This window comes from Haloferax profundi (assembly GCF_001469865.1).
Lineage (GTDB): Archaea > Halobacteriota > Halobacteria > Halobacteriales > Haloferacaceae > Haloferax > Haloferax profundi.
On sequence record NZ_LOPV01000021.1, the window covers coordinates 13,855 to 27,943 of the forward strand.

Consider the following 14,089-nt stretch of genomic DNA (forward strand, 5'->3'; position numbering starts at 1 on the left):
GGTAAGACAAGACGATGGCCACTGAACAGCAGACGCAGACCGGCGATGGCGAAGACGAGCAACCGCTCGGTCTGACTATCGCGAGCGGTGCTGTCGCCGCCGCCGTCATCGTCCCGCTGTTGTGGCTGGTCAAATCGGCGCTCGACGTCGGATTCTCGGACGCACTCGCGCTCCTCACTCGGCCGACGACAGTCGAAGTCTTCCTGAACAGTACGGTCCTCGTCGTCCTCGTGACGGCGGCGTGTGTCGCACTCGGCGTCCCGCTGGCGTACCTCACCGTCCGGACCGACCTGCCGTTCAAGCGATTTTGGACTATCGTCATCGCGCTCCCACTCGTCATCCCGAGTTACATCGGCGCGTTCGCGTTCGTGTCGGCGTTCGGTCCGCAAGGCGTCTTCCAGCGCCTACTCGAACCGCTCGGGGTCGAATCACTCCCCGAAATCTACGGGCTACCCGGAGCCGTTTTAGTGCTGACGCTCTACACGTACCCGTACGTGTTCATCACCACCCGTGCCGCGTTGAAGTCGATGGACACCACGCTCATCGACGCCGCGAGGACGCTGAACCACACCCGTGGAGAGGCGTTCAAGCGGGTGACCATCCCGCAGATTCGCCCCGCAGTCGCTGCCGGGGCACTGCTCGCGGCACTCTACGCACTTTCGGACTTCGGGACGCCCGCAATCATGAAGTTCGACGCCTTCACCCGCGTCATCTACGTGGAGTTCGGGTCGTTCGGCCGCGACACTGCGACGCTCCTGTCGCTGCAACTCGTCGCCGTGACGCTCCTCATCCTGACGCTCGAATCGCAGATTCGCGGCGACGAACGCACGACGACAGGCGGCCGGTCGGGCAGCGTGATGCGCCTCGGTCGCTGGAAGTATCCGGCGATTGGGTTCGCCGCCCTCGTCGCGGCAGTCGCACTCGTCGTCCCACTGGGCATCCTGCTCACGTGGTTCGCACAGGGTGTCGCCGAGACGAGTCAGTCGCTGGCGTTCCAGCCAGAATACGCGTTCAACTCCGTCCTCGTCGCGGCGGCGACTGCCGGCGCGGCGACGCTGGTGGGCCTCCCCGTGGCGTACCTCGCCGCACGGCACCCCTCGCGAGTGAGTTCCGTGTTCGAACGCGCCACCTACGTCGGCTACGCGGTTCCCGGCGTCGTCCTCGGCCTCGCGCTGGTCTTCTTCGGGAGTTCCTACGCGACGCCAATCTACCAGACGCTCTATCTCCTCGTCTTCGCTTACGTTATCCGCTTCCTCCCGCAAGCGGTCGGGTCGCTCCGTGCGTCGTTCCTCCGGGTCGACCCGGCACTGCCGGAGGCGGCGCGGACGCTCGGGGAGACGCCATCGGGAGCGTTCCGTCACGTGACGCTCCCCCTCGTCGCGCCCGGCCTCCTCGGCGGCGCGGCGCTGGTCTTCCTGACCACCATGAAGGAACTCCCGGCGACGCTCCTCCTGCGTCCTGCGGGGTTCAAGACGCTCGTGACGCACATCTGGACGGCCTACGCGGCAGGCTACTTCGGGCAGGCCGCCGTGCCCGCACTCATCCTGCTGTTCGTCTCCGGACTCTCGATGCTCGTCATCATCACCCAAGAGGGATACGATGTCAAATAGTACACTTTCGACCACCGAACGCTCCGACACCCAACAGATGTCGCACACAGACACCGACACCAGCGCAGTCCTCGAACTGGACGGCGTCGCGAAATCCTACGGGACAGAGACGGTCATCGAAGACCTCTCGCTCGCCGTCGAAGAGGGCGAACTCCTCACCCTCCTCGGGCCATCCGGGTGCGGCAAGACCACGACACTTCGCCTCATCGCAGGGCTCGACCGGCCCAACGGCGGCGAGATTCGACTGAACGGCAGTCCCGTGTCGGGTAACGGTTCGTTCGTCGCACCGGAAGAGCGAGGTGTCGGTGTCGTGTTCCAGGAGTTCGCGCTGTTCCCGCACCTCACCGCCGCGGAGAACATCGCCTTCGGCCTGAAGGACCTGAGCGAGGCCGAACGTGACGCCCGTGTCGAGGAACTACTCGACCTCGTGGGCCTCGAAGCGCAGGGCGGAAGCTACCCGGACGAACTCTCCGGCGGGCAACAACAACGGGTCGCCCTCGCCCGGTCGCTCGCACCCGAGCCCGCGATTTTGCTCCTCGACGAACCCTTCTCGAACCTCGACGTCGACCTCCGCGTCCAGATGCGCGAAGAAGTCCGTCGTATCCTCAAGGAAGCAGGCGTGACGGCTATCTCCGTCACGCACGACCAAGAGGAGGCGATGTCCATCTCGGACCGCGTCGCCGTGATGAACGACGGTGACCTCGAACAGATTGGCGAACCCGAGCAGGTGTTCCAGCACCCCGAGTCGCGGTTCGTCGCCGGGTTCCTCGGGTACGCCGGGTTCCTCCCCGGTCGCATCTCCGGCGGCGTGGTCGAGACCGAACTCGGGTCGGTCGCACGCGAGCAGATTCACGGCCTCGCCCCCGAGTACGACGAGACGGACATCGACATCCTCGTCCGCCCGGACGACGTGTCCGCCCACGCCTGCGACGGTGAGGGCCACGGCGAAGTCGTCGGCAAGCGCTACCTCGGGCCGACGATTCTCTACGAAGTCGCACTCGACGGCGGCGACAACCTGCTGTGTATGCACAACCACGACGAGACGGTGCCGACCGACGGGCGCGTCGAAGTGACGCTCGACGCGGGCCACGAACTCGCGTGGTTCCCGCGCGAACAACGCCCCGAAACCGGTCTCTACTCGGACTGAGGATGGGTCGGCGCGGGCCTCGTATTCCAGACTTCGACCTCGATTTCGGCGTCGATTTTAGTTTCGACCACACCCTCTCGTTCGATTTCGACCGCGAGCGAACACGCCACCGAGTAGTCGCACTCGTCGTCTCGCTGGTCGTCGGTCTCTTCGTGACGTGGCTCGCAGTGGACCTCTTCGCATTTCACTCGGTCAACGACGACGAAGGCGTCTACCTCACGCAGGCCGCGATGCTCCTGGAAGGAAAGGTGTTCCTCTACCCCGGTGCACTCGCCGACGCCGTCAGGCCGTGGTTCTTCGTCGTCGAAGAGACGACGAGCGCACCCGGCGGCGTGCAGATGTACTCGAAGTACTCGCCAGTCGTCCCAGCGCTGTTCGCGCTTGGGTTGGCTGTCGGTCTCCCGAACCTCGTCTTGGGTGCCGTCGCTGCCGCGAACGCTGCTCTCGTCTACACGCTTACCGCAGACGTGTTCGACCGAGAGACCGGCGTCGTCGCCGCCGCTCTGCTCGTCCTCTCGCCGCTGTTTCTCCTCACGTCGGCGACGTTCCTCGCGTACGCACCGGCGACGATGCTGAACCTCGCGTTCGCCGTCTGCTACGTCAGGGCCGCCCGGCGCGACTCGTCGGGATACGCCGTCGTCGCCGGCGCACTCGTCGGCCTCGCGTTCTTCGCACGCCCCTACACGGCCGTCTTGTTCGCGCTTCCGTTCATCGCACACTCGCTGTGGGCACTCGCCAGTGCGTGGCAAGCCGGTACTGGGTGGCCCGTCTTCCGCCGCTACGTCGCCATCGCACTCCCCGGACTCGCCTTCGTCGGCCTGACCCTCGCGTACAACGCCGTGGTCACGGGCGACGCACTCACGTTCCCGTACATCGCCTTCGCACCCCTCGACGGCATCGGATTCGGCCGGCGAGCGATACTCGGGTACGACATCATGTTCACACCGGCGGTTGGCGTGGAGACGAGCATCGAGGCACTTCGCTTGCTCGTGACTCGCTGGGGGCCGATGGGGTGGCTTGGAACGGTCGCTGCCGTCGTCGGCGTCGGCCTCACGGCCCAGCGATGGTGGCGACACCAGACCGGCCGAAGCCTTCGCGGACGCGACAGACGGCGCTACCACGGTCTCGGCGGACGCGAGAGGGCGTTCTCTGAACTATCGGACGACGCACTGGCGGCGATTCTGCTCGGCATCTTCGTCTCGGTGTTCGTCGGCAACGCCTTCTTCTGGGGGACGCACAACGGCCTCCGAAACGGCCTCATCGACCTCCTCGGGCCGTTCTACCACTTCGACGCCCTCGTCCCACTCGCCGCCTTCGGTGCGGCCGGAATCCTCGGGTTCGCTCGGGTCCTGCGACGCCTCGCACACCGTCGGTTCTCGGCTTCCGAGGCGCGTGGCGTCGTCTTCTCCGTCTTGCTCGTCTCGGCACTCGTCGCCGGCGGCGTCACCCTCGACGCCGCAAGCGACCCGTACGAGGAGAACCACCTTCGGACCGAGAATCTCGCAGCGACCTACGAACCCATCATCGAAGCAGGGTTCGAAGACCCACCCCTGACGCCGTCGGTTCCGGCAGTCGGGGCAGGTGGGGCGAACGACGGTGACGACGAGACGAAGGCACTCGTCTTCCACCCCGACCCGTACGGCGACTGGTCGGCCCACCCGTTCCAGACCCTCCGTAACGACCCCGGATTCGACGGCCCCGTCGTCTACGCCATCGACGACGGTCCAGAACAGGACTTCACGGTCCTCGACGCGACGAATCGGACGCCCTATCGGTTTACCTATCGAGGGACGTGGACCGGTGCGGTCGACCCCGTGGAGCCAGAGTTGACCCGTCTGGAGGTTCTGTCGGGTGACCGTGTCGATGCGACGACGACGCTCGGCACGCCCGACGGGAGCAACACCGTCTCCGTCCGCGTCGAAGCGGGCGGTGAGTACGCGCGGTACGACGTTCCGATGGGCGAGACCCGCACCGTCGAGTGGGACATCACGTCTGACGGCGTCCGCGTGACGAACTACCCGCGGGCCGCCGGGCCCGACCGGGTGCCGATTCCTGCCGGTGCGAGCGAGGCGACACTCCTCGTGACCTACGTCGGCGACTTCGGGGAGACGGTGACGTATCGACAGACGGTCTCGGTGGAGCGACGCGGCGACGACGTTCGCGTTCTCTGGCCACCCGAGACGCGCGTCTGCCGCCTGACCACCGACTGCGGAACCGAAGGCGAGTGGGTCGGACCCGACGGGGAGTACCTGCCGGGCGTGTCGGTGGAGACGAACGCGACGGCGACGGCGTGAGTGGAGTCACCCTAACGTTCTGAGTGAATCGAGAGTGTACTGAAATCTTGAATTTTAGGGATAGAAAGACTCAAACCCGCGTTTTCGGCCGTGCTACTGACTAGTTAGGTACACGGCTTATGTCCTGAACCGACGTTCATTCTGTCGAATATGACGTTCAGCCCAGACCGACGGCAGGCACTGAAGACGATTGGTGGCACAGGACTCCTCCTCGCAGGCGGGGCGGGTGTGGCGAGCGCGAAACCACCACGCGACGGCCCCACTATCGTGGATATCGCGTCAGGTGACGACCGATTCGACATTCTCGTCGCTGCGGTCGTCGCCGCCGAACTCGACGGCGCACTCAGTGGCAACCGACAACTAACGGTGTTCGCGCCGACTGACGATTCGTTCGTCGCCCTCTTCAGCGAACTCGCCGAGGACGACCTGGACGAAGATGACGTCCTCGACGCAATCGAAACCGGAAATCTCCCCGGTGGCTTGACTCTCGCGGACGTAGTTGCTATCCTCCTATACCACGTCGTCCCCGGTCGGCGCACGGCGAAGTCCGTCCTTCCGGTGCCGAAACTACCCACGCTAAACGGAGCGAAGATATGCGTCGACGGGACCGACCTGAACGACGGACAGGCCACTATCGACACAGACAACATCGACATCATGGCGTCGAACGGTGTCGTTCACGTCATCGACGGCGTGCTGCTGCCCTAATCCTCCACAGTGGTTTTTTCGAGTCGCCCGAACACCCTGCGTGGACCGCTACAGACAAGCACCTGCTGACTGAGGACCGTGTGTGGACCAGAAAAGTCGGAGCGAACGCCGAGCAGTCGAGCACATCGCAAGAGTGTGCGTGACCGATAATCACTGGAGCACCGCGTGAGCGTCGTCACTCGCGAGCGACTGGTCGGTCTGCTCGTCGCAATCGTCGTCGCCGAGGTGCTCTTCTTGGTCGCGCCGTCGAGTCCGCTGTACTCGATTCCGATTCTGGTCGGTGCAGTGGCAGTGGGACTTTGGGTCGGGCGAGTGTTAGAACAGCGAGTGTGAGCCGAGATGAGTACAGAGACCAGTAACACGTTGTCCCGATTCAAGTACCCACTCTGCTACGCGATGGGTGCACTCTACATCGTCGCGGGAGTGATGCACTTCGTCGTCCCTGAGGTGTACGTCCAAATCGTCCCGCCGGCGTTCCCGCGTGCACTCGAACTCGTCTATCTCTCTGGAGTCGCAGAAGTCGCCCTCGGCATCGGTGTGATACGTCCGCAGACTCGACGTATCGCGGCGTGGGGACTCGTCGCACTGTTGCTCGCAATCTTCCCGGCGAACGTCTACATGCCGACCAGTGGCGTCGTTCTGACTGGTGTTCCCGAATCTATGCAGAACCCCTCTGACGCGGTTCGGTGGGGGCGACTTCCGCTACAAGCGGTGCTCATTCTGTGGGCGTGGTGGTACACGCGCCCGATGCCTGGTGACGACGGCTGAGTCGAATGGGTTACGCCGAGACAGTCTCGGCGACTGCCTCGTACACCGCGTCGATAGCCTCGCCGTAGTCCGTCTTTCCCTCTCCTTCGACCCATCGATACGTCACAATCCCCGTCGAATCGAGGACGAAGATACTCCGTTTGGCGACTTCGAAGAGGCCGTACATGTCGGGGAGGACGACGCCGTAGTCGTGGATGACCTCGTGTCTCCAATCTGAGAGCAGTGGGAAGTTGAGTTCTTCCTGCTGGATGAAGATGTTCAGTGCGGGTGGGAGGTCCACACTGATTCCGTAGACCTGTGCATCGAGAGCATCGAATCGATGCATCGAATCGCGGAACGTACACATCTCGGTCGTACACCCGCTGGTGAACGCCGCGGGGATGAACGCCAAGACGATAGGACCGTCGCCGAGTGCCTCGCTGAGCGTGAACGAACTGATGTCGTTGTACACCTCGCCGCCTGCAATTGGGACGGTGAAGTCTGGTGCACTGTCGCCGACTGAGAGCATAGCACTCTGATAGGGTGGGAAGCGAGTAAACGATTCCTCCGAGTACGATGGGCCTCAGAGACTGAATCAGACAGCAGTGTCTCGCTACACAGGTTTATCAACCAAGACGGGACCACGGCCGACTATGAAACCAAACCAGCGTGCGACGAGTTAGGGTTCGCGCCGCCAGACGATGGCGTGGCCGTTGTCGAGTTCGACGTCGGTCGATTCCTCGACACCGGGTGCGACGAGCGCCGGTTCCCATCCGTCGGTCGGGATAGTGGGCGCGTTCGCGTCCTCGGCGGCGTCTTCGGCGAGGTACTCGGGTGAGACTTCGACCGGGACGCCCTCCATGTTGGCGGCGAACAGGAGTTGCTCGTCCGACTCCGGCGAGGTGCGGAACCCATAGTAGAGGACCGTACCGTCCGTCGGATGTCGGTAGGTGAAGTAGTCCTCGTCTTCGTCGAGGTCAGCCAGTAGCCACGGCCGGTCGTGCCGGAACTCGCGGGTTTCGAGGCGGTACGCCGAGCGTTCGTCGTCCTGTGCGTCGTGCCAGTGGCTCAGGTTGGCGAACTCGTGGATGTCGCGCATCCACGCGTAGCCGTAGGCCTCCAAGTCCTCGGCAGACAGGTCGTCACCCAGCGGTTGGTCCATCGCCGAGAGCATGTCGGCCATCACGTCGAGGTCGTAGTCGGTCGCACCGACGGCAGACGAGAGGGCGTTCATGAACGTCAGGAGTTCCTCGCGCGACTCGAATCCGAGGTCCTTCACGCGGGGGAAGAACCGGTCGTCTTCGAAGTCCTCGTCGCGGACCTGCCAGTAGAGGAACTTCGACTCGTCGGAGACGACTTTGACGTTCCACGTCGGGTCTGTGTCGCGGATGAAGCCCCACGGGGCGCGCATGTTGGCGTGGACGAAGTCCATCGGAACGCCCGGCAGGAAGCAGTGGAACAGCATCGACGACGCGGCGTTGTCGTACGCTTCGTCGAGCGTCTCGGGGTAGTCCTCGCCGAGGTAGGGATTGACCGGCGACTGGTTGAACTCGACCGTCGGGTCGATTTGCGTCCCGCGGCGGACGGTGTCGTGATTGGCGACGCCCGTCAACCAGTTGCCGCCGAACTCACCGACTTCGCGAACGCGCCACCACTTCGTCGCCCAAAAGGTGAGGAGCGCAGGCGTGTTGTGCGCGAAGGTGATTGGCGACCACTGGAACGAGTGGGGGTGCTGTTCGATGAGCGCGCGGTACGACGAGGCGAGTTCCCAGTCCTCTCGCGGCCACGGGCGACCGTCTTCGTACACCATCCACGGGCGGTACTCGGTGCCGGCGACTTCCTGCGTGACGCGGTCCATCTCCGCGAGGAAGTCGTCGTCGTGGTACATCTCGCCCGTCTCGGGGTCGTAGGACGTGAAGTCCTGCGCGCCGTCGACGCGGATGCCGTCGGCACCGAAGTCCATCTTCCGGCGCTGCATCTCGAGGAAGACGGCGCGTGCCGTCGGTTCGGTGTAGTCGAGGTGCTTGCCGTACATCCCCGGGCCGAGGATGTAGCGGTCAGAGAGGAGTTCCGCGCCTCTGTCGTCGGCGTGGCCGAGTGCCACGTCGAAGACGACTTTGATGGGTCGCGGCAGGTCGTGGCAGGCGGCGATGAAGTCCACGAGTTCGTCGGGGCGACCTGATTCGAGGATGGCCGGGTTCGGCGCGGAGAAGGCGCTGACCACGATGTCGTAGCCCCAGTTTATCATCTCGGGGCGAGCGACTTCGACGTCGAGTGCCTCGTCTGTCTCGGATTCGACCGACCAGAAGTCGTGTTCTTCTTCGTTTTCAGTCAGCGGTTCGACGGGCATCACCTGGATGCCGTCGTACCCGGCGAAGGAGCGTTCCCACGGTTCGAGTTCCTCGCCGGCGCGTTGTTTGGCGGCGATGTCCTCGTAGACTTCGGCGAGACCGGCGAGTGACCCGCGTTCGGTGGCGGTGCCGGGGTGAATCTCCAGCATACTCGTCGCGGGGTCGATGCGCGGGAGGCCGTCGTCGTCGGTGGTCGAGACGCGTTCCTCGTCGGTTCCGAGTGCCTCGAAGTACTCGCGGTCGGCGCGCGTCTCGTCGAGGACGGTCAGGTCGTACACCTCTGCGGGTGCGAACGCACCGAACGGGACGGAGTACGAGACGGGGTCCTGAATCGTGTGCTCCTCGCCGTCTTCGTCCTCGTAGACGAGTTGGTAGAGTGACCCGAGGGTGTCGCGTGTTCCCGCGCGGACGCCGTCGGCGACGACCCAGTGGTAGTCGCCGGCGCGTTCCATCGAGATGCGGTCACGCTGGAAGGTAGCCTGACGGTGGTCGGTGTCGCCGGGGTCGAGGTCCGCGGGCGGCGTCAGTATCTCGAGTTCGACGGCGTCGGCTGGAACGCCGTCTTCGACGAGTTCGGGCGTCCAGAAGCCGAACTCGATAGCATCGTCCTCGGCGTGCGCACCGAGTCGTGTCGAGAGTTCCTTCGCGGCCTCGAAGGTGTCGTCGTGGTTCGCGACGACCGTCTCGTACCACGAGACCAGGTCGTCGGTTCTGTCGTCCAGTCGGGTCGGGGTGCCGTATTTCGTGCTCATCGTGAATAGGCGAACAGCTGACAGCGGGTTGTCGAGAGGTGCTTACGCGAGGGGACAGATTGCCACGTCGTCGACGCGGACGCCGCCTTCAGCGGCGATGGACTCGTTCGAGACGATGTCTGTGGCGTCGACGGCGAGGTCACCCACGTCGACGGTGACTGGGTCGTCGCCGAAGTTCAGCGCACAGAGATACGACCCCTCGTCGTGGTCGCGGACGAAGGCGACGACGCGGTCGGAGTCGGCCTCGTAGTCGATGCGGCGGAACGACCCGTCGTATCGGAGTGCGGGCGTCTCGTCGCGGACTTCGATGAGGCGTTCGTAGTGGTCGCGGATGTCGTCACGGGCGTGCTTCCACGCGAGGGCGTCGCGGCGTCCGCGCTGACCAATCTCTTGGCCACCGTAGACCATCGGGACGCCGGGGAGCGTGAAGAGTGCGCCCGCGGCGGCCATCGCCTCGGACTCACCACACTCGACGATGTAGCGCGTCTCGTCGTGGTTTTCGAGGTAGAGCATAAACGCCGCGTGGTCGGGAAAGCCGACTTCGGAACGCTGGTCGATGGCGTCGAGGATGCGCTCGGCGGGTTCGTCACCGCGGCCGACCTGCCGGAGGGTGAAGTACAGCGTCGTGTCGAAGTGCATGTCGAACATGCCCTCGTGGAAGTCGGCGATGTACGGGATGGTCTCGTCGAGGAGGAGGAACTCGGGGTCCTTCGCTTTGACACGGTCGCGAATCTCTTGCCAGAACGTGTCGGGGACGGCCCACGCCATGTCGCAGCGGAATCCGTCGACGACGTCGGCCCACATGTCCACGGCGTCGAGGAGATAGCGCCGCACGTCGAGGTTTCGGTGGTCGAAGTTGGCGATGAACTCCCAGTCGAAGTAGGTGCCCGGTTCGCCGTTGTCCTGCCACTCGTACCAGTCGTAGTAGTCGGAGTCGGGATTCTTGTACGCGTCCTCGAAGAACGGGTGGTCACGCGCGGAGTGGTTCAACACGAGGTCGAAGAGGACCTTCATCCCGTGGTCGTGGGCGGCCTCGACGAACTGCTCGTAGTCTTCTCGGGTGCCGAGGTCCTCCGCGATGGAGTAGAAGTCCACGATGTTGTAGCCGTGGGGCGCGTGGTCGTTCTGGAGGACGGGGGTCAGCCACAGACAGTCGACGCCGAGCGATTCGAGGTAGTCGAGTCGCTTTTCGAGTGCCTCGAACGTGTTGTCTGCTTCGTCGTCGTCCGATGCGTAGCCGCGGACGTAAATCTCGTAGAGCGTCACCTCTTGGGCCCACTTCGGTGGGTCGTTGGGGCGGGAGACGGACGCGGCCTCCGACCCGGACCCATCGGTGTGGCCGGTTGCGTCGGGTTCGGCCTCTGCGACACCACCGTCGGTCAGCGCATCGCGTTCGACGGCGACGGTGTCGGGGACGCTGTACGTCTCGTCGATGGCGGCGGCGTGGACGCGAAGTCGGTCACCGATAGCCGAGAGCGGAACGCGAAGTTCCCAGCCATCGGTCTCGACGGCGGTTTCGTCTACCTCGTCCCGGTCGTCGACGACGAACTCGACCACCAGGTCGTCGCGGTCGGTCTCACTGTTCGGGTTCGGTTGTGGGTCGGCACGGACGACGACCACGTCGTCTTCGACGGTGGCGTCGAGACGGATGCGTGGACGACCACCCTCACCACGCTGGGCCTCACCGGCACCGCTTCCGGACCCTGACGCGCCACCACTGACCTGCGTCGGTCGGGCAGACCCACTCTGACCACTGTACCCGCTCATTCCGCTCATTCCACTGGCTCCGCTTCGGACGGACCCCGCAGGGAGGTACGAACCGGGGAAGACGCGGATGGTCAGCGTGTGGGTGCCATCCGGGGCGTCGAGTTCGAGGACGTAGGTTCCTGCGGCGTCGGGGTCGAACTGGACGACTGCCTCGTCGTCGACGAGTTCGAGGCTGCTGGCGACGGGCGCGCTTCGGACGCGCCACGCGTAGTCGGCGTCGGGTTCTGGGTCGCGCGGTGCAAGTTGGACTGACTCACCGACAGCCATGAACTGCGGCGGTCCTGGGTGATGCATATGTACAGTAGAACGTACCGGGTGACTTTGTATTTACTCCCGTGAGAATACTTGTTTAGTCGGCAGACGCCCCCTACCTCGGTTTCGTAAAGGGGATGAAAGTTTACTAAGAATAGAGGTAAGATGGGGTAACGAGCAGCCAATACTTATGGTTCGGGACCAACGTCTACCTCTATGCGACTTCGGACCGCGTTAAACGAATTCAAGCGTGACCGGGGTGGGCGCTTCCCAGAGGAGTGTCAGACCTCGGACGGCGCGTTTTCGGGCCATGGGGACCGACTCGTCTTCGTCGGTCTCAACGGGTCTCTCCGCGATTACTCGTCTGCGCTCTCCGGCCTCTATGGAATCGACCGCTCTCGGTTCGGTATCGAGACAGACGGCGAAACACACTGGTTCGACGAACTCGAATCCGTCCGGCAGCACTACTATCGGGAGACGAGTCTCGTCGAAACCGAGTACGACGCCGGCGAGTACACCGTCCACCAGTACGACCTGACACTCGGGCGCGCGCACGTGACACACGTCGAACTGCGCGGTGCGATTCCGACCGACGCCCACCTGACCGCGTTTCTCACCCTCGCACCCGAAGGGCGCGAGACGCAAGTCGGACGACTCATCCACCAAGACGGCGGTCCCAACGGGACGCAAGCCGTCGAAGTCTTCCACCGCAACGAACACGACTACGTCACCGCATCGACCGGCCTCGACGACGTTCGCGGCCAGATTCCCGAACGCTTCGACGAGATGCTCTCGGACGACGTGTTCGACTTCCCCCGCGAGGCGGTCCTCAATAGCTACGAAGACACGCACCTCTCCGGTGACGTGGTCGTCAGCGCCCCACTCGAACAAGACGGGCGGGCAGCACGAACGACGCTCGTCACCCAACTGTCCGACCACGGTGAGATGGACCGGGCGGACGCGCTCGCTGACCTCCAGCACTGCGCACTCCAACACGCGACGGCCGACGAACTCCGTGCGGCCGCACGCGAACAAGCAGAAGTGTACGTGCCCGAGGGGACGCCCCGCGAACGAATCGTCCGGTCAGATCTCCGTGCGCTCTCGCTCCTGACTGCGCCCAGTGGTGCCCGCATCGCCGGCCCCGAGTTCGACCCGTTCTACGCCCACTCGGGCGGGTATGGGTACACGTGGTTCCGAGACGACGCAGAAATCTCACGCGCACTCGCGCACGCTGACGACGCGTTCGAACTCGGCCTCGCAGACCGCCTCGCGACCAGCGCCGAGTTCTACTGCCGTACCCAACTCGAAGACGGGACGTGGCCACACCGCGTCTGGGCCGTCGACGGAACCCTCGCGCCCGGGTGGGCACACGGCCGTGTCGAAGGCGCAGGAGACACCGAGTATCAGGCCGACCAGACGGCGAGTGTGCTGGCCTACCTCGCGACTGTCCTCACGGACCGTCGTGACGAACTCGACGACGAACTCGTCGGTCGTATCCGCTCGACTATCGCAGCAGGCATCTCCGGACTCGACAGCAGTCTCGAAGACGACGGCCTCCCGATGGCCTGTCAGAACGCGTGGGAGAACATGGCTGGCCGGTTCACACACACGGCCGCGACGTTCCTCCAGGCGTACGCAACCATCGCCACCGCACCACTCAACGAGGAGTTGCGTGAACACGCCGCCGAACAAGCGACCCTCGTCTACGAGGGACTCGACGAACTGTGGGACGAAGACCGAGAGGTGTACGCACTCCGTCTCGACCAAAACGGCGAACGCGACGACAGACTCGACTCCGCCACGTTCGCCCTCGTGGACGCCATAGACGCCTACGCCGACATCGAAGAGGTGGACTCCGAGACGGCAAACCGCCTCGTCAAGCACATGGCGGCGACGCTGAAGGGACTGTACCGGAACCCCCGCGGCGACGTGGCCGGATTGGTCCGATTCGAAGACGACTACTGGCGCGCCGGTGGGCAAGACGGTGAGAAGGTCTGGTCCGTCGCCACCTCGTGGGGTGCCAACGCCGCCGCGAAGTTCGGCATCCTCTGTGACCGACTCGGTAAGGACGGACGCCGGTTCGTCGAGCGTGCGACGAACCTCTACGAACTGCTCCAACCGGACGGCCCATTCTCGACGGACGCAGGCTACCTCGCCGAGCAAGTGTTCGACGACGGGTCGTTCGACAGTGCGACACCACTCGGATGGCCACACGCGATTCGGATGGAGACGACGGCTATCCTCGCAGAAATCGACGCACTCCCGGCACCGAAACCCGCACCGACTGGCCCGGAGAACCGTCCGCGGTGGACGACCGGCGAGAAGTACGGTATCGGGACCGTCGCCGACCACGGGGCCGAAGACCCCTCGCGCCTCTGGTACACACTCACCGAGGGTGCACTCACCGAGGTTCGCTTCCCCCGCGTCGACCTGATGAACCTCCGGACGCTGGACTTCCTCG

At 64.4% G+C, this 14,089-nt stretch carries 10 protein-coding genes; 7 read left to right on the forward strand and 3 right to left on the reverse strand.

All coding sequences use genetic code 11. The annotated features are described in order from the left end of the window. Positions 1 to 14: 14 nt before the first annotated feature. The 6 genes from AUR66_RS01405 to AUR66_RS01425 all read left to right on the forward strand — a co-directional run bounded on the left by AUR66_RS01405 (position 15) and on the right by AUR66_RS01425 (position 6,527). A complete protein-coding gene (locus tag AUR66_RS01405; protein WP_058570747.1) occupies positions 15 to 1,610 on the forward strand; it encodes an ABC transporter permease in 1,596 nt (531 codons plus the stop codon). Continuing rightward, entirely contained in the window at positions 1,600 to 2,757 is a 1,158-nt protein-coding gene (locus AUR66_RS01410) for an ABC transporter ATP-binding protein (protein ID WP_058570748.1), read from the forward strand. The genes AUR66_RS01405 and AUR66_RS01410 overlap by 11 nt, the downstream gene beginning before the upstream one ends. 2 nt (positions 2,758 to 2,759) lie before the next feature. Beyond that, on the forward strand, positions 2,760 to 5,051 hold the full coding sequence (locus AUR66_RS01415) for a DUF7846 domain-containing protein (RefSeq protein WP_058570749.1): 2,292 nt from the start codon (positions 2,760 to 2,762) through the stop codon (positions 5,049 to 5,051). Positions 5,052 to 5,201: 150 nt separating this feature from the next. Next, positions 5,202 to 5,759, forward strand: a complete 558-nt coding sequence (locus AUR66_RS01420; RefSeq protein WP_058570750.1) for a fasciclin domain-containing protein — start codon at positions 5,202 to 5,204, stop codon at positions 5,757 to 5,759. Positions 5,760 to 5,924: 165 nt separating this feature from the next. Beyond that, a complete protein-coding gene (locus AUR66_RS21020) occupies positions 5,925 to 6,092 on the forward strand; it encodes a hypothetical protein (RefSeq protein WP_157532952.1) in 168 nt (55 codons plus the stop codon). A gap of 6 nt (positions 6,093 to 6,098) precedes the next feature. Then, positions 6,099 to 6,527: a DoxX family protein gene (locus AUR66_RS01425; RefSeq protein ID WP_058570751.1), complete on the forward strand. Its 429-nt coding sequence runs from the start codon at positions 6,099 to 6,101 to the stop codon at positions 6,525 to 6,527. Positions 6,528 to 6,537: 10 nt separating this feature from the next. Here AUR66_RS01425 and AUR66_RS01430 read toward each other — a convergent pair whose 3' ends face one another. From AUR66_RS01430 to malA, 3 genes are all read right to left on the reverse strand, one after another. Continuing rightward, positions 6,538 to 7,035 (reverse strand): redoxin domain-containing protein, encoded by a 498-nt coding sequence (locus AUR66_RS01430; RefSeq protein WP_058570752.1) that lies wholly within the window; start codon positions 7,033 to 7,035, stop codon positions 6,538 to 6,540. 150 nt (positions 7,036 to 7,185) lie between these two features. Then, the gene (gene gghA / locus AUR66_RS01435; protein ID WP_058570753.1) at positions 7,186 to 9,609 is read right to left on the reverse strand and encodes a glucosylglycerol hydrolase; all 2,424 of its coding nucleotides are present in this window, start codon (positions 9,607 to 9,609) and stop codon (positions 7,186 to 7,188) included. A 42-nt stretch (positions 9,610 to 9,651) separates the two neighbouring features. After that, entirely contained in the window at positions 9,652 to 11,670 is a 2,019-nt protein-coding gene (gene malA / locus AUR66_RS01440) for an alpha-amylase MalA (protein ID WP_269432539.1), read from the reverse strand. Positions 11,671 to 11,844: 174 nt separating this feature from the next. Between malA and AUR66_RS01445 the strand changes: the two genes are divergently transcribed. Next, a partial coding sequence (locus AUR66_RS01445) for a glycoside hydrolase family 15 protein (protein ID WP_331456969.1) occupies positions 11,845 to 14,089 on the forward strand: 2,245 nt, incomplete at its 3' end.

Bases quoted from the DNA above. Each gene is read 5' to 3' on its own strand.
- AUR66_RS01410 (WP_058570748.1), top strand. From the start codon at position 1,600: ATGTCAAATAGTACACTTTCGACCACCGAACGCTCCGACACCCAACAG.
- AUR66_RS01430 (WP_058570752.1), bottom strand. From the start codon at position 7,035: ATGCTCTCAGTCGGCGACAGTGCACCAGACTTCACCGTCCCAATTGCA.
- gghA (WP_058570753.1), bottom strand. From the start codon at position 9,609: ATGAGCACGAAATACGGCACCCCGACCCGACTGGACGACAGAACCGAC.
- AUR66_RS01405 (WP_058570747.1), top strand. From the start codon at position 15: ATGGCCACTGAACAGCAGACGCAGACCGGCGATGGCGAAGACGAGCAA.
- malA (WP_269432539.1), bottom strand. From the start codon at position 11,670: ATGCATCACCCAGGACCGCCGCAGTTCATGGCTGTCGGTGAGTCAGTC.
- AUR66_RS01425 (WP_058570751.1), top strand. From the start codon at position 6,099: ATGAGTACAGAGACCAGTAACACGTTGTCCCGATTCAAGTACCCACTC.
- AUR66_RS01415 (WP_058570749.1), top strand. From the start codon at position 2,760: ATGGGTCGGCGCGGGCCTCGTATTCCAGACTTCGACCTCGATTTCGGC.
- AUR66_RS01420 (WP_058570750.1), top strand. From the start codon at position 5,202: ATGACGTTCAGCCCAGACCGACGGCAGGCACTGAAGACGATTGGTGGC.